Annotated in this window: 13 protein-coding genes, 3 rRNA genes and 1 pseudogene; 6 read left to right on the top strand and 11 right to left on the bottom strand. The window is 66.1% G+C overall.

What is annotated here, in order from left to right; all coding sequences use genetic code 11:
• Positions 1 to 100: 100 nt before the first annotated feature.
• The 5 genes from OG959_RS33445 to OG959_RS33425 form a co-directional block, all read right to left on the bottom strand.
• Complete coding sequence (locus tag OG959_RS33445; RefSeq protein WP_326664466.1) at positions 101 to 2,596, bottom strand: mannose-1-phosphate guanyltransferase; 2,496 nt, start codon at positions 2,594 to 2,596, stop codon at positions 101 to 103.
• A 113-nt stretch (positions 2,597 to 2,709) separates the two neighbouring features.
• Positions 2,710 to 3,318 carry a CDP-alcohol phosphatidyltransferase family protein gene (locus tag OG959_RS33440; RefSeq protein ID WP_266776362.1) on the bottom strand — a complete coding sequence of 203 codons (609 nt, stop codon included), beginning with the start codon at positions 3,316 to 3,318 and terminating at the stop codon, positions 2,710 to 2,712.
• 148 nt (positions 3,319 to 3,466) lie between these two features.
• Positions 3,467 to 3,583 (bottom strand): 5S ribosomal RNA (gene rrf, locus OG959_RS33435).
• 79 nt (positions 3,584 to 3,662) lie between these two features.
• Positions 3,663 to 6,787, bottom strand: a 23S ribosomal RNA gene (locus OG959_RS33430).
• Between the two features lie 301 nt (positions 6,788 to 7,088).
• Positions 7,089 to 8,614: ribosomal RNA gene (locus OG959_RS33425) — 16S ribosomal RNA — on the bottom strand.
• Together the 16S, 23S and 5S rRNA genes form the textbook arrangement of a ribosomal RNA operon.
• A gap of 701 nt (positions 8,615 to 9,315) precedes the next feature.
• Between OG959_RS33425 and OG959_RS33420 the strand changes: the two genes are divergently transcribed.
• Complete coding sequence (locus OG959_RS33420) at positions 9,316 to 9,765, top strand: PTS sugar transporter subunit IIA (protein ID WP_326664463.1); 450 nt, start codon at positions 9,316 to 9,318, stop codon at positions 9,763 to 9,765.
• Positions 9,766 to 9,841: 76 nt separating this feature from the next.
• Positions 9,842 to 11,512 (top strand): phosphoenolpyruvate--protein phosphotransferase, encoded by a 1,671-nt coding sequence (gene ptsP / locus OG959_RS33415; RefSeq protein ID WP_326664462.1) that lies wholly within the window; start codon positions 9,842 to 9,844, stop codon positions 11,510 to 11,512.
• Positions 11,513 to 11,589: 77 nt separating this feature from the next.
• Here the strand turns inward: ptsP and OG959_RS33410 are convergent, their stop codons facing one another.
• The gene (locus OG959_RS33410) at positions 11,590 to 12,507 is read right to left on the bottom strand and encodes a hypothetical protein (RefSeq protein ID WP_326664461.1); all 918 of its coding nucleotides are present in this window, start codon (positions 12,505 to 12,507) and stop codon (positions 11,590 to 11,592) included.
• 67 nt (positions 12,508 to 12,574) lie between these two features.
• Positions 12,575 to 14,551, bottom strand: a complete 1,977-nt coding sequence (locus OG959_RS33405; RefSeq protein WP_326664460.1) for an acetoacetate--CoA ligase — start codon at positions 14,549 to 14,551, stop codon at positions 12,575 to 12,577.
• A gap of 250 nt (positions 14,552 to 14,801) precedes the next feature.
• Between OG959_RS33405 and OG959_RS33400 the strand changes: the two genes are divergently transcribed.
• The gene (locus OG959_RS33400; RefSeq protein WP_326664459.1) at positions 14,802 to 17,153 is read left to right on the top strand and encodes a glycoside hydrolase family 31 protein; all 2,352 of its coding nucleotides are present in this window, start codon (positions 14,802 to 14,804) and stop codon (positions 17,151 to 17,153) included.
• Between the two features lie 16 nt (positions 17,154 to 17,169).
• Here the strand turns inward: OG959_RS33400 and OG959_RS33395 are convergent, their stop codons facing one another.
• Positions 17,170 to 17,694, bottom strand: coding sequence for an NUDIX domain-containing protein (locus OG959_RS33395; protein WP_326666786.1), 525 nt, complete (start codon positions 17,692 to 17,694; stop codon positions 17,170 to 17,172).
• An 87-nt stretch (positions 17,695 to 17,781) separates the two neighbouring features.
• Here OG959_RS33395 and OG959_RS33390 point away from each other — a divergent pair, with 87 nt between their 5' ends.
• Positions 17,782 to 18,588: a M15 family metallopeptidase gene (locus OG959_RS33390; RefSeq protein WP_326664458.1), complete on the top strand. Its 807-nt coding sequence runs from the start codon at positions 17,782 to 17,784 to the stop codon at positions 18,586 to 18,588.
• A 129-nt stretch (positions 18,589 to 18,717) separates the two neighbouring features.
• Positions 18,718 to 18,912, top strand: a pseudogene (locus OG959_RS33385) (Mpo1-like protein); the annotation flags it as partial.
• A gap of 162 nt (positions 18,913 to 19,074) precedes the next feature.
• On the opposite strand, the gene OG959_RS33380 reads toward OG959_RS33385, so the two are convergent.
• Positions 19,075 to 19,302: a hypothetical protein gene (locus OG959_RS33380; protein WP_326664457.1), complete on the bottom strand. Its 228-nt coding sequence runs from the start codon at positions 19,300 to 19,302 to the stop codon at positions 19,075 to 19,077.
• Between the two features lie 149 nt (positions 19,303 to 19,451).
• Here OG959_RS33380 and OG959_RS33375 point away from each other — a divergent pair, with 149 nt between their 5' ends.
• A complete protein-coding gene (locus OG959_RS33375) occupies positions 19,452 to 19,721 on the top strand; it encodes a GntR family transcriptional regulator (protein ID WP_326664456.1) in 270 nt (89 codons plus the stop codon).
• Between the two features lie 284 nt (positions 19,722 to 20,005).
• Here OG959_RS33375 and OG959_RS33370 read toward each other — a convergent pair whose 3' ends face one another.
• Together OG959_RS33370 and OG959_RS33365 are read right to left on the bottom strand one after the other, a co-directional pair.
• On the bottom strand, positions 20,006 to 24,754 hold the full coding sequence (locus tag OG959_RS33370; protein ID WP_326664455.1) for a peptidoglycan DD-metalloendopeptidase family protein: 4,749 nt from the start codon (positions 24,752 to 24,754) through the stop codon (positions 20,006 to 20,008).
• Complete coding sequence (locus OG959_RS33365; RefSeq protein WP_326664454.1) at positions 24,741 to 25,016, bottom strand: hypothetical protein; 276 nt, start codon at positions 25,014 to 25,016, stop codon at positions 24,741 to 24,743. Before OG959_RS33365 ends, OG959_RS33370 begins: the two co-directional genes overlap by 14 nt.
• Positions 25,017 to 25,048: the final 32 nt, after the last annotated feature.

Raw genomic sequence — 25,048 nt, 5'->3', positions numbered from 1 at the left:
GTGGAAAGCGGCCGGGTGGATCCCTCAGCCGCACGGTGAGAGCCGGGCAGGGTCCGGAGGCCGGGGCGGCGCCTGACGCCCTCCCCGGCCTCCGTTCACCTCACTGACCTGCGCTGTCGACGATCGCGGACCATTCGTCCAGGAGCGCCTGGGCAGAGGCGTCGTCCGGCCCTTCCGCCCACAGATGCGTGACGGCTTCGGCCCGGTCCGGCAGCACCATCACCCAGCGCCCGTCCGTCTCGACGACCCGTACACCATCCGTCGTGTCGACGTTGCGGTCCCCCGCGGCCTCGACCACCCGGCGCATCACCAGTCCCTTGACGGCCCACGGGGTCGCCAGATCGCGCCGCAGCACGTGGGCGCGCGGAATGCGCGCGTCGATCTGGCTGAGGGTGAGCTGCGTCCTGGCCACCAGTCCGATGAGGCGCACGAACGCGGCGGAGCCGTCGAAGACGCTGCTGAACTCGGGAACGATGAAGCCCCCACGTCCGTCTCCACCGAAGATGGTGCCTTCCTCCCGCCCCACCCGGGTCAGGTCGTCGGGCGAGGTCGTCGTCCACTCCACCTGGGTGCCGTGGTACGCGGCGACCTGCTCGGCCACACGGGTCGTGGTCACGGGCAGCGCCACCCGGCCGCTCCGACGCTCCGCGGCCACGAGGTCGAGCATGACCAGCAGAGCTCGGTCGTCCTCCACGATCCGGCCTCGCTCGTCGACCAGCGAAAGCCGTTCACCCACCGGGTCGAACCGGACGCCGAACGCCGCCCTCGCCGAGGAGACGATCTCCCCGAGCCGCACCAGCCCCGACCGCCGGGTCTCGGCCGACTCGGTCGGCCTGGACTCGTCGAGTCCGGGGTTGATGGTCAGCGCATCCACACCGAGCCGCCCCAGCAGGCTGGGCAGCACCAGCCCCGCACTGCCGTTGGACGCGTCGACGACCACCTTGAGCCCGGCGTCGGAGATCCCCGCGGTGTCCACGTTCCGCAGGAGGGATCCCGTGTACGAGTCGAACACGCTGGACGGGAAGTGGAGGTCACCGATCTCACCGGGGAAGGCACGGCGGTATTCCTGCCGGGCGTAGACCCGGTCCAGCTTGCGTTGCCGAGCCTGGGAGAGGTCCGCTCCCCGTTCGTCGAAGAACATGATGTCGACGGAGTCGGGCACACCCGGCGAGGTGCGGATCATGATGCCGCCGGCACTGCCGCGTGCGGTCTGCTGGCGGGCCACGGGCAGCGGAACGTTCTCGAGGTCCCGGACATCGATGGCGCTGGCCTGAAGGGCCGAGATGACCGCGCGCTTCAGCGCCCGGGCACCGCGGGAGTGGTCACGTGCGGTGGTGACCGTGGAGCCCTTCTTGAGCGTCGTCGCATAGGCTCCGGCGAGCCTCACGGCCAGCTCCGGCGTGATCTCGACGTTCAGGATTCCGGAAACGCCTCGCGCGCCGAAGAGGTGCGCCTGTCCACGCGACTCCCAGATCACCGAGGTGTTGACGAACGCGCCGGCCTCGATGGTCTTGAACGGGTAGACGCGGACGTTGCCCTGGATGATCGACTCCTCGCCGACCAGGCACTCGTCGCCGATGACCGCGCCGTCCTCGATCCGGGCGGCACGCATGATGTCGGTGTTCTTGCCGATCACGCAGCCGCGCAGGTTGCTGTGATCACCGATGTACACGTTGTCGTGCACCACGGCCTTGTGGAGGAAGGCGCCGCTCTTCACGACGACGTTCGACCCGATGACCGTGTGCTCGCGGATCTCCACCCCGGCCTCGACCTTGGCGTAGTCCCCGATGTACAGGGGCCCCCGCAGCACCGCGTCCGGGTGCACATCGGCACCTTCGGCCACCCATACGCCTGGGGAGATCTCGAAGCCGTCGATCTCGACGTCGACCTTGCGTTCGAGTACGTCCGCCTGGGCCTTCACATAGCTCTCGTGCGTGCCTACGTCCTCCCAGTAGCCCTCGGCGACATAGCCGTAGATGGGCTTCCCTTCCTTCATGAGCTGTGGGAAGACATCGCCGGACCAGTCGACGGAGACGTCGGCCTCGACGTAGTTGAAGACCTCGGGCTCCATGACGTAAATGCCGGTGTTGACGGTGTCCGAGAAGACCTGGCCCCAGGTGGGCTTCTCCAGGAAGCGTTCGACCTGACCCGCTTCGTCCACGATGGTGATACCGAATTCGAGGGGATTCGGCACACGGGTGAGACAGACCGTGACCAGCCCGCCCTTTTCCTTGTGGAAGGCGATGAGGTCGGTGAGGTCGAAGTCGGTGAGCGCGTCGCCGGAAATCACGAGGAAGGTGTCGTCCTTCAACGCCTCTTCGGCATTCTTCACACTGCCTGCGGTGCCGAGCGGTTTCTCCTCGTTTGCGTAGCTGAGCTCCATCCCGAGCTCTTCGCCGTCTCCGAAGTAGTTCTTCACGAGCGAGGCAAGGAATTGGACGGTCACGACCGTCTCATTGAGCCCGTGCCGTTTGAGCAGGCGAAGCACATGCTCCATGATCGGCCGATTGGCTACGGGCAGGAGCGGCTTGGGCATGCTTGAGGTCATGGGGCGAAGGCGAGTGCCTTCACCACCTGCCATCACGACGGCCTTCATGTCGGAAACGTCCTCCTTGAAGAGACGACGGTCTAGCCGACTTCGCCCGCCAGGGCAGCATCTGTGTCATCAGCCGCGGGCCGGCCACGTTGCGCGGCACCGCATCAACGAGCTCAATCGGCTACTGCATCCGCCTTGACCAGCCGGCGGACCTGAACCACGTAGAGGATCCCTGCCCACCAGTAGAGCGTTGTACCCCATCCTGCGAACGCCCATCCGAAAACAGTGGCCAGCGATGCCAGCCAACCACTTCCGTCGCTGAGCAGCAACAAGGGAAATGCGTACATCAGGTTGAACGTGGCCGCCTTCCCCAGGAAGTTCACCTGGGGTGGCGGATAGCCGTGACGGCGCAGGATTCCCACCATCACGAGAAGCATGAGTTCACGGGCGAGGAGCGCGGCGGTGAGCCACAGCGGAAGGATCTCCCGCCAGGTCAGGCCGACGAGCGTGGAAAGAATGTAGAGACGGTCGGCAGCCGGGTCAAGCAGCCGTCCGAGGCTGCTGATCTGGTTCCAGCGACGCGCGAGCTTACCGTCGAGGTAGTCACTCACACCGCTGAACATCAGGACCAGCAGCGCCCAGCCGTCGCTCTGGGGGCCGCCGAACTCGGGGCGGAGAATCAGCCACAGGAAGACGGGTACGCCAACGAGGCGAGCCATGCTGAGGATGTTGGGGATGGTGAGTACCCGGTCCGTCTGAACGCGAGTCTCCTGGACCTCCACCCGGGGGCCTCCTGTGAAGAACGTGCCAATGATGCCCCCTGACCCTACCCTCAGCCCTGGCCGGCGCGTGCACAGGGGTGTCAGAAGGGTCGGCAGAACGCAGAAAAGCCCCGTGCCACAAGGGCACGGGGCTTAACTATCAAAAGGAGTTCGGCGGCGTCCTACTCTCCCACAGGGTCCCCCCTGCAGTACCATCGGCGCTGAAAGGCTTAGCTTCCGGGTTCGGAATGTAACCGGGCGTTTCCCTAACGCAATGACCACCGAAACACTATGAAATTAACCAACACCGGAACAAAACACGGCCGTTCGTTATTTCAGAACTAACACAGTGGACGCGAGCAACTGAGGACAAGCCCTCGGCCTATTAGTACCAGTCAGCTCCACCCGTTACCGGGCTTCCACATCTGGCCTATCAACCCAGTCGTCTACTGGGAGCCTTAACCCTTCAAGAGGGTGGGAATACTCATCTCGAAGCAGGCTTCCCGCTTAGATGCTTTCAGCGGTTATCCTTTCCGAACGTAGCCAACCAGCCATGCCCTTGGCAGGACAACTGGCACACCAGAGGTTCGTCCGTCCCGGTCCTCTCGTACTAGGGACAGCCCTTCTCAATATTCCTACGCGCACAGCGGATAGGGACCGAACTGTCTCACGACGTTCTAAACCCAGCTCGCGTACCGCTTTAATGGGCGAACAGCCCAACCCTTGGGACCGACTCCAGCCCCAGGATGCGACGAGCCGACATCGAGGTGCCAAACCATCCCGTCGATATGGACTCTTGGGGAAGATCAGCCTGTTATCCCCGGGGTACCTTTTATCCGTTGAGCGACAGCGCTTCCACAAGCCACTGCCGGATCACTAGTCCCGACTTTCGTCCCTGCTCGACCCGTCGGTCTCACAGTCAAGCTCCCTTGTGCACTTACACTCAACACCTGATTGCCAACCAGGCTGAGGGAACCTTTGGGCGCCTCCGTTACTCTTTAGGAGGCAACCGCCCCAGTTAAACTACCCATCAGACACTGTCCCTGATCCGGATCACGGACCCAGGTTAGACATCCAGCACGACCAGAGTGGTATTTCAACGACGACTCCACAACCACTGGCGTGGCCGCTTCAAAGTCTCCCACCTATCCTACACAAGCCGAACCGAACACCAATATCAAACTATAGTAAAGGTCCCGGGGTCTTTCCGTCCTGCTGCGCGAAACGAGCATCTTTACTCGTAGTGCAATTTCACCGGGCCTATGGTTGAGACAGTCGAGAAGTCGTTACGCCATTCGTGCAGGTCGGAACTTACCCGACAAGGAATTTCGCTACCTTAGGATGGTTATAGTTACCACCGCCGTTTACTGGCGCTTAAGTTCTCAGCTTCGCCGACCCGAAAGTCAGCTAACCGGTCCCCTTAACGTTCCAGCACCGGGCAGGCGTCAGTCCGTATACATCGCCTTACGGCTTCGCACGGACCTGTGTTTTTAGTAAACAGTCGCTTCTCGCTGGTCTCTGCGGCCACCCCCAGCTCAGGAAGCAAGTTCCCTCACCAGTGATGGCCCCCCTTCTCCCGAAGTTACGGGGGCATTTTGCCGAGTTCCTTAACCATAGTTCACCCGAACGCCTCGGTATTCTCTACCTGACCACCTGAGTCGGTTTAGGGTACGGGCCGCCATGAAACTCGCTAGAGGCTTTTCTCGACAGCATAGGATCATCCACTTCACCACAATCGGCTCGGCATCAGGTCTCAGCCTTAATGTGTGACGGATTTACCTACCACACGGCCTACACCCTTACCCCGGGACTACCACCGCCCGGGCTGGACTACCTTCCTGCGTCACCCCATCGCTTACCTAGTACAAGTCTGGTTCGTCGGCTCCACCACTACCCTCAACTCCGAAGAGATCGGGCCGGCTTCACGGACTTAGCATCGCCTGATTCAGTATTGGGCGTTTCAAAGCGGGTACCGGAATATCAACCGGTTGTCCATCGACTACGCCTGTCGGCCTCGCCTTAGGTCCCGACTTACCCTGGGCAGATCAGCTTGACCCAGGAACCCTTAGTCAATCGGCGCACACGTTTCTCACGTGTGTATCGCTACTCATGCCTGCATTCTCACTCGTGAACCGTCCACAACTCGCTTCCGCGGCTGCTTCACCCGGCACACGACGCTCCCCTACCCATCCACACAGGCGTTGGCCCTATATGTGTGAATGACACGACTTCGGCGGTACGCTTGAGCCCCGCTACATTGTCGGCGCGGAATCACTTGACCAGTGAGCTATTACGCACTCTTTCAAGGGTGGCTGCTTCTAAGCCAACCTCCTGGTTGTCTCTGCGACTCCACATCCTTTCCCACTTAGCGTACGCTTAGGGGCCTTAGTCGATGCTCTGGGCTGTTTCCCTCTCGACCATGGAGCTTATCCCCCACAGTCTCACTGCCGTGCTCTCACTTACCGGCATTCGGAGTTTGGCTAAGGTCAGTAACCCGGTAGGGCCCATCGCCTATCCAGTGCTCTACCTCCGGCAAGAAACACACGACGCTGCACCTAAATGCATTTCGGGGAGAACCAGCTATCACGGAGTTTGATTGGCCTTTCACCCCTAACCACAGGTCATCCCCCAGGTTTTCAACCCTGGTGGGTTCGGTCCTCCACGAAGTCTTACCTCCGCTTCAACCTGCCCATGGCTAGATCACTCCGCTTCGGGTCTTGAGCGCGCTACTAAATCGCCCTATTCGGACTCGCTTTCGCTACGGCTTCCCCACACGGGTTAACCTCGCAACACACCGCAAACTCGCAGGCTCATTCTTCAAAAGGCACGCAGTCACGACTGCATGTGCAAGCACACACAGCGACGCTCCCACGGCTTGTAGGCACACGGTTTCAGGTACTATTTCACTCCGCTCCCGCGGTACTTTTCACCATTCCCTCACGGTACTATCCGCTATCGGTCACCAGGGAATATTTAGGCTTAACGGGTGGTCCCGCCAGATTCACACGGGATTTCTCGGGCCCCGTGCTACTTGGGTGTCTCTTAAACGAGCCGTTGATGTTTCAGCTACGGGGGTCTTACCCTCTACGCCGGACCTTTCGCATGTCCTTCGCCTACATCAACGGTTTCTGACTCGTCTCACGGCCGGCAGACCATGAAAAAGAGATCCCACAACCCCGCATGCGCAACCCCTGCCGGGTATCACACGCATACGGTTTGGCCTGATCCAGTTTCGCTCGCCACTACTCCCGGAATCACGGTTGTTTTCTCTTCCTGAGGGTACTGAGATGTTTCACTTCCCCTCGTTCCCTCCACACTGCCTATGTGTTCAGCAGCGGGTGACAGCCCATGACGACTGCCGGGTTTCCCCATTCGGAAACCCCCGGATCAAAGCTTGGTTGACAGCTCCCCGGGGACTATCGTGGCCTCCCACGTCCTTCATCGGTTCCTGGTGCCAAGGCATCCACCGTGCGCCCTTAAAAACTTGGCCACAGATGCTCGCGTCCACTGTGCAGTTCTCAAACAACGACCAGCCACCCATCACCCCGCTCCGAAGAACGAGTTCACTGGGGCCGGCAACCGAAGGACAGACTCAAATGAGCCCGTACCTTCAGATACCCAACAGCGTGCCCGACCCGATCAACCCGTTCCCGTTTTCCACGCCGAAGCAGTACTAACGAAACCGTGCTCATCGTGCCGAATAGTCAACGTTCCACCCTTGAGCAACCACCGTCGAACATTTGCCGACGAAATGGTCTCTGGATTCCTTGCGGAATCTAGATGCTCCTTAGAAAGGAGGTGATCCAGCCGCACCTTCCGGTACGGCTACCTTGTTACGACTTCGTCCCAATCGCCAGTCCCACCTTCGACAGCTCCCTCCCACAAGGGGTTGGGCCACCGGCTTCGGGTGTTACCGACTTTCGTGACGTGACGGGCGGTGTGTACAAGGCCCGGGAACGTATTCACCGCAGCAATGCTGATCTGCGATTACTAGCAACTCCGACTTCATGGGGTCGAGTTGCAGACCCCAATCCGAACTGAGACCGGCTTTTTGAGATTCGCTCCGCCTCGCGGCATCGCAGCTCATTGTACCGGCCATTGTAGCACGTGTGCAGCCCAAGACATAAGGGGCATGATGACTTGACGTCGTCCCCACCTTCCTCCGAGTTGACCCCGGCAGTCTCCTGTGAGTCCCCATCACCCCGAAGGGCATGCTGGCAACACAGAACAAGGGTTGCGCTCGTTGCGGGACTTAACCCAACATCTCACGACACGAGCTGACGACAGCCATGCACCACCTGTCACCCGACCACAAGGGGGGCCGTATCTCTACGGCTTTCCGGGCGATGTCAAGCCTTGGTAAGGTTCTTCGCGTTGCGTCGAATTAAGCCACATGCTCCGCTGCTTGTGCGGGCCCCCGTCAATTCCTTTGAGTTTTAGCCTTGCGGCCGTACTCCCCAGGCGGGGAACTTAATGCGTTAGCTGCGGCACCGACGACGTGGAATGTCGCCAACACCTAGTTCCCAACGTTTACGGCGTGGACTACCAGGGTATCTAATCCTGTTCGCTCCCCACGCTTTCGCTCCTCAGCGTCAGTAATGGCCCAGAGATCCGCCTTCGCCACCGGTGTTCCTCCTGATATCTGCGCATTTCACCGCTACACCAGGAATTCCGATCTCCCCTACCACACTCTAGCCTGCCCGTATCGACTGCAGACCCGGGGTTAAGCCCCGGGCTTTCACAACCGACGCAACAAGCCGCCTACGAGCTCTTTACGCCCAATAATTCCGGACAACGCTTGCGCCCTACGTATTACCGCGGCTGCTGGCACGTAGTTAGCCGGCGCTTCTTCTGCAGGTACCGTCACTTTCGCTTCTTCCCTGCTGAAAGAGGTTTACAACCCGAAGGCCGTCATCCCTCACGCGGCGTCGCTGCATCAGGCTTTCGCCCATTGTGCAATATTCCCCACTGCTGCCTCCCGTAGGAGTCTGGGCCGTGTCTCAGTCCCAGTGTGGCCGGTCGCCCTCTCAGGCCGGCTACCCGTCGTCGCCTTGGTAGGCCATTACCCCACCAACTAGCTGATAGGCCGCGGGCTCATCCTTCACCGCCGGAGCTTTTAACCTTCCCCCATGAGAGAGAAAGTATTATCCGGTATTAGACCCCGTTTCCAGGGCTTGTCCCAGAGTGAAGGGCAGATTGCCCACGTGTTACTCACCCGTTCGCCACTAATCCACCCCGAAAGGCTTCATCGTTCGACTTGCATGTGTTAAGCACGCCGCCAGCGTTCGTCCTGAGCCAGGATCAAACTCTCCGTGAATGTTTTCCCGTAATCGGGTAGACACCACGAGAGCGGAACAACCGAGTCGGAATAGGACCGGTCGTTCGCTATGTCCTCGCTGTGTGCATTGCCTACCAAGCCGGTAAAGGCCTGGCAGGACTTTCAAAGGAACCTCGAACCTGCCGAAACAGGTCGGGGTATCAACATATCTGGCGTTGACTTTTGGCACGCTGTTGAGTTCTCAAGGAACGGACGCTTCCTTCGTACTCACCCTCAGAACATTTTCTGGGGCTTTCCTCCGGGCGCTTCCCTTCGGTCTTGCGTTTCCGACTCTATCAGACTCTTTCGTGTCCGATTCCCGGTCGAAGCGGGCCTTGCATTTCTCACCTTTAAGGAATTCGCTTTCGCGTTTCCCTTTCCGGCGAGCCAGACACTATCAGGCCTTTCCGCACCCACTGACCGGCCCCCCGCAAACATGCGGCTGCCCGATATCGGGTTAGGGTCTGGGCTTGATAGTCGCCGCCGACCCCCGACTCAATGTCGCGTTGGGGCCAGGCAGGAGTACGACAGTACAGGCTGCCCGGGAGTCGAGGCAAATCGTTGCCGGTACACACCTAGGTCCTCGAACCACCAGGACTCGGGCGGAACCGGGACTTCTTATGACTTACGCTGCTGAGCAGTACGCCGTCCTCCGACCAGCCGCGGCGGCGCCATTGAAGCTCCACTCTGGGAGGCTCCCCATGACCACTGTGACGTCCCCTCTTGCCGGACGTGCCATCGGGCTCGCTGCGGTACCCGACCCGGTCTTCTCCGGTGCGATGGTGGGTCCCGGCACCGCCATCGATCCCCTGCGCGAGCCGTCCGAGGCCGTCTCGCCCGTCGACGGGATCGTCGTCTCCCTTCACCCGCACGCCTTCGTGGTCGTGGACAGCGAGGGGCACGGGGTACTGACTCACCTCGGCATCGACACGGTCCAGCTCAACGGCGAGGGCTTCGAGCTGCTCGTGAACAAGGGCGACACCGTCACGCGTGGCCAGGGCGTCGTCCGGTGGGACCCGGTCGCCGTCGAGGCGGCCGGTAAGTCGCCGGTGTGCCCCGTCGTGGCACTTGAGGCAACGGCCGATTCGCTGTCCGACGTCATCGAGGACGGCGACGTGAAGGTCGGCGACACACTGTTCGGCTGGCAGTAACGCGTTCGGCGCAGTGAGAGCCGACTGGATATCCACCGCGGGGGCTTCGGCCGCCGCACAACCGGAGACGGGTGCAATGCAGACAACGCTGCGAGGCGTAGGCGTGAGCCACGGTGTGGCGATCGGCGAGGTACGGCACATGGGCACAGCGGTGCTCGAACCGCCGGCCAAGCAGATTCCGGCCGAGGAGGCCGAGCGCGAGCAGGGGCGGGCCCGGCAGGCCGTGGAGGCAGTGGCGGCCGACCTCATCGCGCGCGGCAACCTGGCCGGGGGCGAGGCCCAGCACGTGCTGGAGGCCCAGGCCATGATGGCCCAGGACCCCGAACTCATGGCCGATGTGGACCGGCGTATCGCTGTCGGCAGTACCGCCGAACGCGGTGTGTACGACGCGTTCGCCTCGTACCGCGCACTGCTCGCCGGTGCCGGTGAGTACCTGGCCGGCCGCGTCGCCGACCTCGACGACGTACGCAACCGCATCGTGGCCCGCCTGCTCGGCGTGCCCATGCCGGGTGTGCCGGACAGCGACGAGCCGTACGTGCTGATCGCGCGTGATCTGGCACCGGCGGACACGGCGCTGCTCGACCCCACTCTGGTTCTCGGCTTCGTCACCGAGGAGGGCGGGCCGACCAGCCACAGCGCGATCCTGGCGCGGGCGCTCGGTGTGCCCGCCATCGTGGCGCTCCCGGGCGCCGGCGAGCTGGCCGAGGGAACCCTGATCGCCGTGGACGGCAGCACCGGCGAGATCTTCGTCGAGCCGAGTGCCGAGAAGCGGGCGGAGCTGGAGAGTTCCGCCGCCGCGCGCAAGGCGGCGCTGTCGGCATCGACCGGTCCCGGCGCGACCTCCGACGGGCACAAGGTGCCGCTGCTCGCCAATGTCGGCGGGCCCGGCGACGTGCCGGCGGCACTGGAGGCGGGCGCGGAGGGTGTCGGTCTCTTCCGTACCGAGTTCCTCTTCCTGGACGACAGCAAGCAGGCGCCGTCCGAGGAGAAGCAGATCACCGCGTACCGCGCGGTGCTGGAGGCCTTCCCCGAGGGCCGGGTCGTGGTGCGGGTGCTGGATGCCGGGGCGGACAAGCCCCTGGACTTCCTGACTCCGGCCGACGAGCCGAACCCGGCGCTCGGCGTGCGCGGGCTGCGCAGCCTGCTGGATCACCCGGACGTGCTGCAGACGCAGCTGACCGCTCTGTCGAAGGCGGCCGAGGGGCTTCCTGTCTACCTCGAGGTCATGGCTCCCATGGTCGCGGACCGTGCGGATGCCAAGGCCTTCGCCGACGCGTGCCGTGCGGCCGGGCTGCAGGCGAAGTTCGGTGCGATGGTCGAGATCCCGTCGGCCGCGCTGCGGGCGCGCTCGGTGCTGCAGGAGGTGGAGTTCCTGTCGCTGGGCACCAACGACCTGGCGCAGTACACCTTCGCCGCTGACCGTCAGGTGGGTGCGGTGTCCCGCCTCCAGGACCCGTGGCAGCCCGCGCTGCTGGATCTGGTCGCGATGTCGGCCGATGCCGCCAAGGCCGAGGGCAAGAGCTGCGGTGTCTGTGGTGAGGCCGCCTCCGATCCGCTGCTCGCCTGTGTGCTGACCGGTCTGGGTGTGACGTCGCTGTCGATGGGTGCCGCGTCCATTCCCTACGTACGCAGCACCCTGGCGAAGTACACGCTGGCCCAGTGCGAGCGTGCCGCGTCGGCCGCGCGTGCGGCGGACTCCGCCGAGGAAGCGCGCGTTGCCGCGCAGGCGGTGCTGTCGGGCGAGTAGGACCACGCGCAGACCCCAGGGTCATGTGAGGGGTGAGAAGGGGCTTCCCGCCGGTGGCGGGGAGCCCCTTCCGGCTGTCAGCGGTGCGCCTCCGGTTCGTCGGCACCGATGTCGAAGCCTGCGCAGTACTCCACACCTGATTCGGGCGCGACGGGGTCACCGGTGTCGGCGTCGGTGCAGTAGGCGCTGAACACCTCCCCCGCGGTGAGCGGGACGAGGCTGCCGCCGGTGAGGCGCCAGCCGTGGACCCGGTCGGCGGCCCCCGGAGCGCTGGTCCGCAGGACGACTCCCCCATGGCTGTCGAGCGCGATGCCGACGGCCAGTACGGTCACGAATTCGGCGCCTTCCGCCGAGTCGAGGTGCGCGGGGCCGGTGCTGTCGCGCTCGGTGTGCAGGGCGGCGAGCAGTTGTTCGTTCTCCGTGGGCGTGCTGCAGACCAGGTGGTGGGTGCCGGGACCGGCCGCCTCCAGGGTGCGCAGCAGCAGATGGGACGCGCGGTCGAAGGCGGCGCGGCCGATGTCCTGTCCGCAGTCCGCGCAGTCCCCGAGCCCGGACAGGAGCATCGTGGCGTACTCCCACGTGGCCTGGCGGACCGCCCGGGCCACGAGGAGCGGGATCAGGGTGTCGATGGGTTGTCCGGTGTAGGCGACGGTCGCGCCGCAGGCCGCGATCTCCGCCGTGAACCGGCTGCGGCCGGCCGGGGTGTCGGGTGCGATTCCTGATTCGGCGCAGAACTCCGCGTACTCCTCCGGGTCGAAGAGGGCGACCGTTGTGTGCATGCCCTGTGCGGCGAGCGTCCGGAGCAGGCCCTCCACCTGCCGCAGGTAGACGGTGTGGTCGTCGAAGGTGAAGGTGCGGTAGCGCCGCATCGCCGCGAAGTCCTGCTCATCGGTCAGGAGGCCGATGGTGGTCGGTGCTTCGCGGCGCAGCGTGCGTCGCATCGTGCTGCCGGTCCGGCCGCGGACGGTGGCCCGGTTGTTCCTGGTCTGCGCCATGATTCCCCCAGTGCGCTGTCGAACATTGCTCACTCAGCGTAATCACGGGCACTGACAGTGGCCTCGCTCAGCGGCGCTTGCGGGCCAGCTCCTCGTAGAAATGGAGGAGTTCCAGGTTGTCGATCGAGCCGGGGTTGACCGCCTTGGCCAGGGCGGTTCCCTGGAGCAGGCGTTTGACCGGAACCTCGATGCGCTTGCCCGTGAGGGTGTGCGGGATGCCGGGGACCTCGATGACCTCGTCGGGGACGTGGCGCGGGGAGAGGTTCTCGCGGATGGTCCGCTTGACGCTGTCGCGAAGGTCGTCGTCGAGTGCGGCGCCTTCGGCGAGGTGGACGAACAGGGGCATCCAGTAGCCGCCGTCGGGCTCCTCCAGTCCGATGACGAGGGACTCACGGATCTCGGGGAGGCGCTCGACGGCTTCGTAGATGTCCGCGGATCCCATGCGGACGCCCTGGCGGTTGAGGGTGGAGTCGGAGCGGCCGTGGATGACGACGGATCCGCGGTCGGTGATCGTGATCCAGTCCCCGTGCCGCCAGGTGCCCGGGTACGTCTCGAAGTAGCTCTCGCGGTAGCGGCTGCCGTCGGGGTCGTTCCAGAAGCGGATCGGCATGGACGGCATGGGCTTCGTGACGACGAGTTCGCCGACCTCTCCGGTCAGGGGTTCGCCCGCGGGGTCCCAGGACTGGAGGTCCGTGCCGAGGCACGCGGCCTGGAGTTCGCCGATGTGGACGGGGAGGGTGGGGACCGCTCCGGCGAAGCAGCTGCAGACGTCGGTGCCGCCGCTGACGGAGGCGATCCACAGGTCGTCAGCCACTTCGTCGTGGAGCCAGCGGAATCCGTCGGGCGGGAGCGGGGAGCCGGTGGTGGCGACGCACTGGATGCGGGAGAGGTCGAAGTCCCGCCCCGGGTGGATGGCGGCCTTGCGGCAGGCCATGACGTACGCGGCGGAGGTGCCGAAGAGGGTGGCGCCCGTCTGTTCGGCGACGCGCCACTGGGCGCTGACGTCCGGGTAGCCGGGGCTTCCGTCGTACAGCACCAGGGTCGTGCCGGTGAGGAGGCCGGAGACGAGGAAGTTCCACATCATCCAGCCGGTGGAGGTGTACCAGAAGAAGCGGTCCTCCGGGCCGAGGTCGCAGTGCAGGCCGATCTGCTTGAAGTGTTCGAGCAGGATGCCGCCCTGGGACTGGACGATGGCCTTGGGGAGGCCGGTGGTGCCGGAGGAGTAGAGGACCCACAGCGGGTGGCCGAAGGGGACCTGTTCGAATACCGGCTCGGTGTCCGCGGCGGTGAGGGCGGACCAGTCGAGGGCGCCTTCGGGTGCGTCGGTGCCGAGCAGCGGGATGTGGACGACGGCGCGCAGGGTGGGCAGTTCGCGGCGCAGTTCGGCGACGGTGTCCGCGCGGTGGTGTTCCTTGCCGCCGTAGCGGTAGCCGTCGACGGTGAACAGGACGACGGGTTCGACCTGCTGGAAGCGGTCGAGGACGCTGCGGGCGCCGAAGTCGGGGGCGCAGGAGGTCCAGACGCCGCCGACGGCCGCGGTGGCGAGGAAGGCGACGACCGCCTGCGGGATGTTGGGGAGGTAGCCGCTGACCCGGTCGCCGGGGGTGACGCCGAGGGCGCGGAGTTCGGCGGCGAGCGAGCCGACCTGACGGCGCAGCGAGGACCAGGAGACGGGGACCTGGGTGTGGGTCTCGTCGACGTGGAGAAGTGCGGGGGCGTCGGCGCGAAGGGGGTCCTCGGAGGTGCGCAGCGCGTGCTCGGCGTAGTTGAGTGTGGCGCCGGGGAACCATGCGGCGCCTGGCATGGCGCGGTCGCCGATGACGGTCTCGTACGGGGTGGAGAAGCGGACGTCGAACCATTCGGCGACGGCCTTCCAGAAGGTGTCGAGCTCGTCGACCGACCAGCGGTGCAGGCTCGCGTAGCCGCCCTCGGCCGGTGCTCCGTGCCGCTCGGCCGCCCAGCTCTGGAAGCGGGTGACGGCCGCGGCCGCGATGCGGTCCGGACCGGGCTGCCACAGGGGGGCTTCGTGCGCTGCTGAGGTCATGGGGCGGCTCCCTGGCTGTACGGGTACGCGGTGTGTGCGTGTGTCGCGCGCACGGGCTGGGGTGTGCGCGTGAGGCGGCTCCACGGACGATGCCATGTGATCGTCTTTCGCACCAGGGTCACCCGGCCATGGCCGCGCTGCCCGGTATGTGGTGCGGCCACACCTCTTCCCGGCCGTCCGCCGCCGGCCATGGGTGAACGGAAGTTGAACAGAACCCGTTCCCGGATCAGCGAGTGGCAGGGTGAGCTGCATGGACGGTCGTGACCTGGTGCGCTCGGTGAAGTTGGTCGGTTCGAAGCAGGGGCTGCGTACGGTGCGCTCGGCGTGGCGGCGGGCGCGGGCGGACGCGCGGGCGTTGCCTGCGCGCGGCCCGGAACGGGCGCGGGTGCCGGGGGCCGTGGTGGGAGCGGAGCCGGAGGCGGGCGGCGGTGTGGTGAGGTTCGCCCGTTCGGAGCTGCGCATCCGTGTGGCGGTGGGCGGGGCGGTCTTCTGGGGGTGGGACGGGGCGGAGCCCGTACCGTCCTACGCGCTGCCGGGGTCCGCTCCCGACGCCGATCCCCGGGCGGTGCTGGAGCCGGACAAGGACGGCGGCTGGCAGGTGGTCTCGGAGCGGCTGACGGTGGTGGTGTCGCGGCACGGTGCGGTGGAGTTGCGGACCCCGGGCGGGGTGGTGCTGAGGCGGGAGCTGCCGCCCCGGTGGTGGGAGCCGGTGGCGGGTGGGCCCGTGCGGTGGGTGCAGCGGTCCGAGGTCCCGGCGGACGCGCGGTTCTTCGGGCTGGGCGGGCGGGCCGCGGGCCCACGGCTCAGGGACGGTGTGTACGGGCTGTGGAACACCGATCCGGGCGGACGGTTCGGGCCCGGGGACGATCCGCTGTATCTGACGATGCCGGTGCAGATGGTGGTGTCGGACGCGGGGACGCATCTGGTGTTCCACGACAACTCCTGGGCGGGGCGGGTGGCGCTGCGCGAGGGCGAGGAGGGGGCGGGCTCCGGCCACGACCGGCCGGGCACGTCCGAGGTGCGTGTCGACGGGGGGCCGCTGCGCTGCTGGGTGGTGGTCGGGACGCCGGCCCGGGTGCTCCAGGCGTGGTCGGCGCTGACGGGCGCTCCGGCGGTGCCTCCGTCGTGGGCGCTGGGTCCGCAGCATGCGCGCTGGGGGTTCGGGAGCGAGTGGGAGGTGCGCCGGGTTGTCGCGGGGTACCGGGAGCGGGAACTGCCGCTGTCGGTGCTCCATCTCGACATCGACCACTTCGACGCGCACCGGGTGTTCACGGTGGACCGCGAGCGGTTCCCCGATCTGCCGGGGCTGGCGAAGGAGTTGCGCGAGGACGGGGTGCGGCTGGTGTCGATCGTGGACCCGGCGGTGGCGGCGGTGCCGGGGAACGCGGTCTTCGACACCGGGGCCGCGGTGGGGACTTCGGGTGCGTTCGTCCGGGACGCGCGCGGGCGGACGGTGCGCGGGGAGGTGTGGCCGGGTGAGTGCGTGTATCCGGACTTCACCGATCCGCAGGTGCGCGCGTGGTGGGGCGGGCTGTACGAGGAGCGCCTCGCGCAGGGGTTCTCCGGTGTCTGGCACGACATGAACGAGCCGGTGTCGTTCGCGGCGTTCGGTGAGCCGACACTGCCCCGTTCGTCCCGGCACGCGCTGGAGGGGCGCGGCGGCGATCACCGGGAGGCCCACAACGTGTACGGCCTCGCGATGGCGCGTGCCGGGTACGAGGGCCTGCTCCGGCTGCGGCCGGACGAGCGGCCCTTCCTGTTCTCGCGGTCAGGCTGGGCCGGGATGCAGCGGTACGGGGGGACCTGGTCCGGTGATGTGACGACCGGGTGGCCGGGGCTGCGGGCCTCGCTGGCGCTGGTGCTGGGTCTCGGGCTGTGCGGGGTGCCGTATTCGGGGCCGGATGTGGGCGGCTTCGACGGCTCGCCGTCGCCCGAGCTGTATCTGAGGTGGTTCCAGCTGGGGGCCTACCTTCCGCTGTTCCGTACGCACGCGGCGATCGACGCGGGGCGCCGGGAGCCGTGGGAGTTCGGGCCGAGGGTGCTCGACGGGGCGCGGGAGGTGCTGGTGGAACGGGAGCGGCTGCGCCCGTACTGGGTGACGCTGGCCCACCTGGCCCGGCTGACCGGGGCCCCGTATGTGCGTCCGCTGTGGTGGGCGGCGCCCGGCGACCGGGCGCTGCGGGAGTGCGAGGACGCGTTCCTGCTGGGTGACGCGCTGCTGGTGGCTCCGGTGCTGGAGCCGGGCGCCGAGGAGCGGTCGGTGCGGCTGCCGGCGGGGCGCTGGTACGACACGGTGAGCGGTGCGGTGTACGAGGGGCCGGGGCAGGTGGTGGTCGGCGCGCCGCTGTCGCGCGTGCCGGTGCTGGCGCGGGCGGGTGCGGTGATTCCGGTGCGGGGTGCGGGCGGCGGACTGGAACTGGAGGTCTGGGCTCCGGCGGAGGGTGCGGGCGGGGGCGGCTCGGTGGTCCGTGACGGGGGTGACGGCTGGGCCCCGGTGGTGGTGGAGCGGTACACGACCCGGCTCGTGGGCGGGCGGGTCGTGGTGGAGCGGGACGGTGAGGAGGGGCTGGTGGACTGTCCGGTCCGGGTTCGGGGGCTCTGAGCCGCACGGAGCGCGGTCAGCGGTAGCGGCCGGCGAACCAGGCGCGGACCGCCTCGGTATGGAGGGGGAAGGCGAGCGCCTCGGGGCTCCGCAGTACTCGGTATCCGGAGGTCTCGTCGGTCGGCGCGGACGGCGGGAGCGCGGCGGCCGGCCGTGCGGGGAGCAGCCCGAACAGGAGGAGGTGGCCGTCGGGGTCGCTGAGGGCGTCGGCGAGGCGGACGTCGTCGCGGTCCGCCTCGATGCCGGTCTCCTCGCGGAGTTCGCGTACGACCGCGTGTTTCCAGTCCTCGTCGTGGTCGATGAAGCCGCCGGGGAGGGCGGTACCGCCGAGGCAGGGTTCGATGGTGCGGGTGATGACGACGAGTCCGGTGCGGTCGTCGCCGGTGCCCTCGTCGCCGGTGACGGGAAGCAGGGCGACGGCGACCGGCAGCGGGTTGCGGTAGGCGGTGGCTCCGCAGACGGCGCAGACGCGGGGCCAGGCACCGGGGTGCGCAAGCGCGGTGTACGGCGCTCCGCAACTGCCGCAGTGGGAGTCCTTCACGGGTTTCTCCGGTTTCCTCGTCACGGCCACGCGCGGACTGTATCCGATCGCCCGCCCGGGACGGCCGGACTAGTGGACGATGTGCTCATGACAGGTATCCGTTCCGTTTTCCGCGTCCTCGCAGCGACCGCCGCCACGCTGCTCGCCGTCACCGCCGCCGCCCCCGCGGCGCAGGCGAAGCCCGAGCCGAAGGCTCCCGGGGAGTTCGTCGCCCTGCGCACGGTCGATCCCACGATCATCCAGGAGATGCGCTACCCCACCGGGCACGACTTCATGGGTGTACCGGTGGACGGGTACCGCCAGCCGCTGTGCATCCTGACCCGGCCGGCGGCCCAGGCCCTGCACCGGGCCCAGGTCCGGCTGCTGGCCCAGGGGTACTCGCTGAAGGTGTACGACTGCTACCGGCCGCAACGGGCCGTCGACCACTTCGTGCGGTGGGCGAAGGATCTCGACGACGAGACGATGAAGAGCGAGTTCTATCCGCAGGTCGACAAGACCCGCCTGTTCGCGGACGGTTACATCGCCGAGAAGTCCGGACACAGCCGGGGCAGCACGGTGGACCTGACCCTGGTGCGGCTGCCGGCCCTGCCGACCAGGCCGTACCGTCCGGGCGAGAAGCTGGTGCCGTGCTACGCCCCGCAGGCCGAACGCTTTCCGGACAACTCTGTTGATATGGGCACTGGATTCGACTGCTTCGACACGCTCTCGCACACCGACGACCCGCGGATCCAGGGCGTGCAGCGCGCCAACCGCCAGTTCCTCAAGAAGACGCTCACCGACGCCGGATTCGTGAACCTCGCCGAGGAGTGGTGGCACTACACCTTCAAGCCGGAGCTCTTTCCGGACACCTACTTCGACTTCCCGGTGGCCCGCAGGTCCGTCGCCGGCCACTGAGGCGCCGCGTCCCGGAAGGAGAAACGAGCGGGCGGCTGGGACCACCCCCGTGGGTCCCGGCCGCCCGCTCTTCTTCTCGGACGCGGATCGGCCGTATCCGGTTGCCGATCCAGCCATTACGGTGCCCGTATGTCACAGCAGACGTTCGATTCGTACGAAGAGTTCTGGCCCTACTACGTCGCGATGCACTCCCGGGCCGCGACCCGCTGGGTCCATCTCACCGGCACCCTGACCGGTCTCGCGATCACCGCCTACGGACTGGCGCGCGGCCGCAAGCGCTACGCGGCCGCGCTGCCGCTGATCGGGTACGGGACCGCCTGGCCGGTGCGTGGCAAGAGTCGAATCAAAAAACTTGCGACATGAAGAAGCCCCGCCACTCTGGGGGTGAGTGACGGGGCTTCGGCTGAGCGGCGGGGCTGGCTGTCGACCTCGTCCGCCGCTCTCCGTGCGCTGCGAGTCGGCTAGCAGCGCGCGGGGCTTGTGGGGTCACATGGCGGGCGCTCTGCGCTCGTCCTTACGCCTGTGCTCGTTGATCTCTGCGGCGATGCGGCTGCACTCCGCGCGGTCGAAGCTCGTTGACGCCGGCTCCGACACCGCCAGCCATTCCTTCAGCAGCGCGCTGCACACGTCGCACTTCGGGTAGGGCCGGGGCGTAATGGACTTGAGAGGGTCCGTGAGGTGGACCTCGTGAGGCAGTTGGTTACGATTGGGCACGTCGACGCTCCTCGAAAGCGTGGGCCACGCCCCGGGACCGGTCGCACGGTCGCCGGGGTGCTTTGTGCCCATGGTAGCGCCTTGTATCGCAACGTACAGAGACGTATCCGGTGGGAGCGCGACGAGACGCGCCGCATAGCGTAATGATCATGAGCGCGCAGCCTGACGACGAGATTGACCCCGGTGCCCCACTGACGCCGTACCGTCAGCTGGCGGAGATCCTCCGGGCGCGCATCGCGCGTGGAGACTGGGCTCCTGGCCGGCGTATGGCCAGTGAGACGCAGCTCGTTCAGCAGTACGGACTTGCTCGCAGCACCGTGCGCCGCGCTATCGCCGTGCTCGTCGAGGATGGGGACGTGTTCGTCGTCCCGCAGCGTGGCACCTTCGTGGCGGAAGCGTCGGCCGACGAGACTTCGTAACCGGGGAGCGTCAGAGCCAACCGGCGCTTCGCATGCGCGTCCTCCACGAGACGCCGTGCGACGGCTTGCAGAACACCCGGGGCCGTCCCGCTCCCGGGGCCTGCTGGATCTCCGCTCCGCACTGCGGGCAGGCGGTGTGCTGACGCTTCGCTGACTGACCAAGCATGGTGATCCCTTTCAATGTCTGGGAGCCCCCGGATCCGCCATGTCGGCTCGCTCCGGGGGCAGTTGGGGGAATGCGTGAGGGCTGCTCCGCCATGCCGGCAGAGCAGCCCCTGTGTGCGTTAGATGTACCGGCCGGCCTCGATAGCCGCGCCGGTCTCTGCGTCGCGAACCGTCATGCGCGCGTCGACAATGTCCGTGATCTCACGGTCGCCAACCCACACGTGGTTCTCCACGGTGAAGTTGGGTGGGCCACCACGTCCGCCTCCGCCCTGCGCAGCCTCGCGGAAGAGGTTCCGGCTGTCGTGGTTGCTCATGACCTGCGTCGGCGTGAGGCCGTACGCCAGCTCAGGGCCGTTCTCGCCGACCAGCGACCATTCGCCGACGGGCGGGAATCCGCCGCCTGCGTAGCCTCCAACCCTCCCGTACGCCTTACCCAGGTTGCCGTAGGCAGCCTTCGCGTAGCGCATGGAGGAGTAGACGTTCGCCAGGGGGTCGATGCTGACCCCGTTCAGGAACGGGCCCTTCTTCAGCATGGAGCCTGCGTAGGACTGGAACGTCGGCCGGATGACCTGCATGAGGCCCGTCGACGGGTAGCCGGAGCGGGCGTTGGTGTCCCAGTTGTTGACCGCCCGCGGGTTACCGCCAGACTCCTGCTGCATGCGCGCCAGCGTCACGTTCGCGTACGACGAGGGGTTGCCCGTCAGGCGTAGTGCCTGGTTGACCACTCCGCGCCAGCGCTGGACGCCAGAGCCGACACTGCCGCCTCCACCGCCACCCGTCAGGTACTGCATCGGGTCGACGGTGCGGCCTCCGAGACGCGCCTCCAGGTGGAGGTGAGGACCGGTGACGTTGCCCGTTGCGCCCACTCGGCCGATTACCTGACCCTGCTTCACGTTGTCGCCAGCGTGCATCAGGATCTTGCTCATGTGCGCGTACATCGACGACAGCCCGCCACCGTGGTTGAGCATGGCGTGGATTCCGTAGGGGCCGCCTGACGTCGCCTGCGACACCTTGCCGTCAGCAACCGCCTTGATGGCTGTACCGACGGCCGCCGGGAAGTCCAGCCCAGTGTGATGCCCGGAGGACCACAGGGAGCCGGACTTACCGAAGCGAGTGCCGAAGGGGGCGTCCACAGGCTTGATCCAGGAGCCGCCCCCGCCTTCACCTCCTCCGCCGAAGCCGAGGAGGTCCATAGCCTTGTCCTTCATGCTCGTGAGCATTTCGGTAGGCATCTTGGCGACGGACTTTGCCCACGGGTTCGTCAGGTAGGGCTTCATCTGACTGGCGACCAACTTCTTCGCCTTGTCGGACAATTTCGTCGGGTCGAGGAAGTCCGCGGCGCCGCTGAGGAAGTCTCCAGCGTCTCCGGCCTTGTCCTTGACCCAGTCGACGATGCCACCGTCCTTGAACGCCGGCATGCCGTTCGAGATCGCACGCTGAACGCCGCCAATTCCGCCGGAGCGGGCAGCCGCATTCCACTCGTTGATCTTGTCGGCACCGACGGCCCGCGTCCACTCGGGGCGCATGATCGCCTCACCGCCACCTACGGCTACAACACGATCGTCACGGCCCGGGGAATAGCCGGACATGATGCCGCCGGTCGCGAAGCCGTCAAGTTCAACCGGGTTCAGCTTGCCGGCCCCGGTTACCTTCGCTACGCCGTTCCACAGGGGCAAAATCCCTTTGTTGTAAACGTGGTCGATGATGAACTTGACGGGCTTCTTCGCGATGTCCTTCAGCGCGTCCCACTGAAGCTTGATGCCTTCCTTCGCCAGCTTGAACGCCTTAACGACGAGGTCGACGCCATCCTTGATGAGGTCGAACGAGGGCTTGATTCCCTTGTCCCACAGCCACTTCGCCCTGTCGGCGATCCACCCGAAAACGGGCTTGATGGCGTTGGTCCAGAGCCACTTTGCTGCAGACCCGAAGGCGTCAAGCGCCTTTCGCGACTCGGTAAATACCGGCCTGATCGCCGTCTCCCAAAGCCACTTGGCCAGACCAGCGATGAATCCGAACGCCGGCTTGATCGCCTTGTTCCACAGCCACATCGCTCCGTCGCCGATGGCCTTGAACGTGGGACCGAATGCCTTATCCCACAACCACTTCGCCACCGCCCCAGTCGCCTTGATGGCGAGCATGATGGGGAGCAGGACAATGACCGTCAGCAGCGTGAAGAGGAACTGTGCGGCCGTCGCAATGGCGTCGAAGGCAGGCTTGAATGCGTTGATCCAGAGCCACATAGCCACGCTGCCCACGAACTGCATTGCGGTCCAGATGGCGGTGAACGTGGGCTTCAGGATGACGTTCCACAGGAACAGAGTTCCGGTCGTGATTCCCGCCCATGCCGCATCAACGGCCGTTCTGAACCAGTCACACCGAGTGTAGGCGAGCACGAATCCCGCAACGAGCAGCCCAACGACGATAAGCACGGCGCGGATGATCGGGAGGATTCCCGTTGCGCTCAGAACGGTGCCAAACCCCGCCGTTGCGATGGTGGAGAGCAACATGACCGACTGGTAAACGGCCATCGCCGCGGAGAACGCCACCATGCCGAGCGCAATGGCTTTCTGCGCGGCCCACATAGCCCAAAGGGCCTGCACCAACTCGGGGTTGTTCGTCGCCAGCGACGAAATGGCCTTGAAGACGGGCCCTACGATGGCCATCATCGCTGTTGACAGCGGCGCTGCGGCCTTCGAGACGTCGAGAGCAGCCGTCAGAACGTCGCCGATAAACGACGCGAGACCTGGCGCCGTATCCTTGACGTACTGGAGGAACTTCTCGAACTTGGGCGACCCCTTCAGGCTGGATCCCCACTTGGCGAAACGCCCGGTGATACTGTCAGACTTCTTCGCAATACCATTCATGTGCGGCAAGAACGCGTCGATTACGCCGGCCATGCCCTTGATGACGTTGCCGAACGCGACGCCGAATCCCACAACGGCGGGCTCAACACTCTTTTTCAGATCCTGCTTGAAAGACACCCAGAACGGCGTCTTCAGCTGGGCTGACGCCTTGTCCATGAGGGTCTGAATTCCCGCGGCTGCACCGAGAACAAGCGGCGTCAGACCGGGCAGGGTTGCCTTCGCGGAATTCACCCCGCGGGTGAAGATGGGGAGGACGTGAGGCTGTAGCGACGTCGACCACGCCTTGAACGCGGAGGTGAGTCCGTTGGATCCCGCAACGGCGTTGAAGAGGTCCCGTCCCGCAGGCGTCAACTTCGCGAGTGCCTTGCGGTACTCCTCCGCCTTCGTCGTGGCGGTGCCCGTGGCCGTCGACGAGGACAGCTGAGCGGACGCCAAACCGCGCTGAGCGCTGGCCACGGAATCGGCTGCGGACACCTGCGCATCGGCAGAGGCGCGTACAGCGTCGGCCACCTTCACCTGCGCGTCCGCGACGCTGCGTGCTCCGTCGCGCTGAGCCTTCGCGGCAGCCTCGTGAGCCTTCGCGAGCGCCTCCGTCTGGTCCGCGACGGTGCGCTGAGCCTCGCCTACGCGATCCGTTGCGGCCTTCACGGCGTCGCTGCCGTCGACGCCGGCCTTGCGCTGCGCCTCCGCGGACTTCTTCAAGTCCTCGTAGTTCTGCGCCTGCTCCTTGGCGCCCTGGCGGGCACGGTCAAGGGCAAGCTGTGCGGCTTCCTGCTGAAGCTTCGTCGCCTTCGGATCCGCCATGACGGCATTGAGATCCTCTTGTGCCTGAGCCACGCGCAACGTGGCTTCACGCTGGTCCAGGGCCCCGTCAGTCAGCTGGTCGTTCAGCGCCTTGAGCTGCTGTGCGGCGTCAGCACGTGCGCGGGTGAGATCCTGCTCTGCCTGCCGTGCCGTTCGCTGAGCGTCGACGAGGGACTGTTCCGCCCGGCGTACTCCGTCGGCCGCTGCCTCGCGCTGCTCGCCGGCCCGCTCCGCTGCGTCCGCGACGGCCCGCTGAGCCTGCGCGACGGCCCGTTCCGCGGCCTCTATGGTCTTGGCTGCGTTCCGGTGGGCTGAAGCCAACTGCGACTGCGCGCTTGCTAGTTGGATGGCTTTGGAGGCCGCTTGCGACGCCGTTGCGGCGCTTCGGCTCGTGGCGTTCGTCGCCTCGTCCTCCGCGGCCGTCTTCAGTCGGATCACTTCCGTGACGCTCTTCACGGCAGGGATGGCGGCCAGAGCCAGGGCTCCGACTCCCGCGCCGGCTGCGGCAGCCATCGTCACGACGGCACCGAGACCCGCGGCAAGCGCGGGACCAAGCGGGATCGCTGCGAGTGCCGCAACCTGGATCCCGAGTGACATCAGGGCCGATGACGCCTGCGAGGTGTCGACGCGGACCGGGATGCGGATGTCCTTTGCATCAATGGCTGCGATCTCCGCCCGGATGGCTGCCAGGGCCGCACGCGCGGTCGCCGTGTCAGCCCTCACGTTGACGTCCATGTGCGTCGCTCCGAGGCGCTCCAGCTCTGCGGAGATACGGACGATTTCGCGTTCGGCGTCCACGGCGCTCACATCAACGCCCACAGTCTTGTTCCGCAGCGTCTCCATGCGCGCCCGGAGCCGTGCCAGGTCCGCGTTAAAGCCAGTGTCCCCAAGCCTGACGTCGGCCTTGGGGAGGGCCTTGAACGCAACTTCGAGCTTGCGGCGGATGGAACGGGCGAATGCACCGCCAGCGTCGTCGCCCTGCCGGCCAGCGGCGACTACTCCAGCCTTCCCGCCCTGGTTGATGGCCTGCGGGATGGAGATGACGATGTTGCGAGAGATCGCCTCGCCCATACGTCGTCCGGCTTCCTCCCCCACCTTGTCGGCGACGGGAAGAACCATCGCCTTGAGCTTGGTATGGAACTGCGGGATGACTGGTACGACGTCGACCGCAGCGCCACCAACAATGTCAAGATCCGGCACGGCTGGTCACCCCCAAGAGGGGGCCGACGTCGGTTGGGTCCTGACGTGCACTCAGGATCTCCGCGACATCGCGCAGGTTGCCGTACAGGGCGTCGACTTCCGCCGTCCGCTCCAGGGCGTTCAGACCCCGACGCAGCCACTCATAGTCCGCACAAGCATCGCTGCAATACGTCGCAGGAAGCGGCATGTCGGCGACGAGGACAAGCGCTACGGACCACCCGCACCCGTCACGGGCGCAGATGTCGTCTTCGGTGGTTCTCATGGGCCCTCCGGAGGGCATAGGAATGGCCCTGG

This window comes from Streptomyces sp. NBC_00385 (assembly GCF_035917155.1).
GTDB classification, from domain to species: domain Bacteria; phylum Actinomycetota; class Actinomycetes; order Streptomycetales; family Streptomycetaceae; genus Streptomyces; species Streptomyces poriferorum.
The sequence above is the reverse complement of the archived record's forward strand: the minus strand, read 5'-3'. Positions and strand labels throughout refer to the sequence as shown.

Bases quoted from the DNA above. Each gene is read 5' to 3' on its own strand.
- OG959_RS33445 (WP_326664466.1), bottom strand. From the start codon at position 2,596: ATGAAGGCCGTCGTGATGGCAGGTGGTGAAGGCACTCGCCTTCGCCCC.
- OG959_RS33405 (WP_326664460.1), bottom strand. From the start codon at position 14,551: ATGACCTCAGCAGCGCACGAAGCCCCCCTGTGGCAGCCCGGTCCGGAC.
- OG959_RS33400 (WP_326664459.1), top strand. From the start codon at position 14,802: ATGGACGGTCGTGACCTGGTGCGCTCGGTGAAGTTGGTCGGTTCGAAG.
- OG959_RS33410 (WP_326664461.1), bottom strand. From the start codon at position 12,507: ATGGCGCAGACCAGGAACAACCGGGCCACCGTCCGCGGCCGGACCGGC.
- ptsP (WP_326664462.1), top strand. From the start codon at position 9,842: ATGCAGACAACGCTGCGAGGCGTAGGCGTGAGCCACGGTGTGGCGATC.
- OG959_RS33420 (WP_326664463.1), top strand. From the start codon at position 9,316: ATGACCACTGTGACGTCCCCTCTTGCCGGACGTGCCATCGGGCTCGCT.
- OG959_RS33375 (WP_326664456.1), top strand. From the start codon at position 19,452: ATGAGCGCGCAGCCTGACGACGAGATTGACCCCGGTGCCCCACTGACG.
- OG959_RS33365 (WP_326664454.1), bottom strand. From the start codon at position 25,016: ATGAGAACCACCGAAGACGACATCTGCGCCCGTGACGGGTGCGGGTGG.
- OG959_RS33390 (WP_326664458.1), top strand. From the start codon at position 17,782: ATGACAGGTATCCGTTCCGTTTTCCGCGTCCTCGCAGCGACCGCCGCC.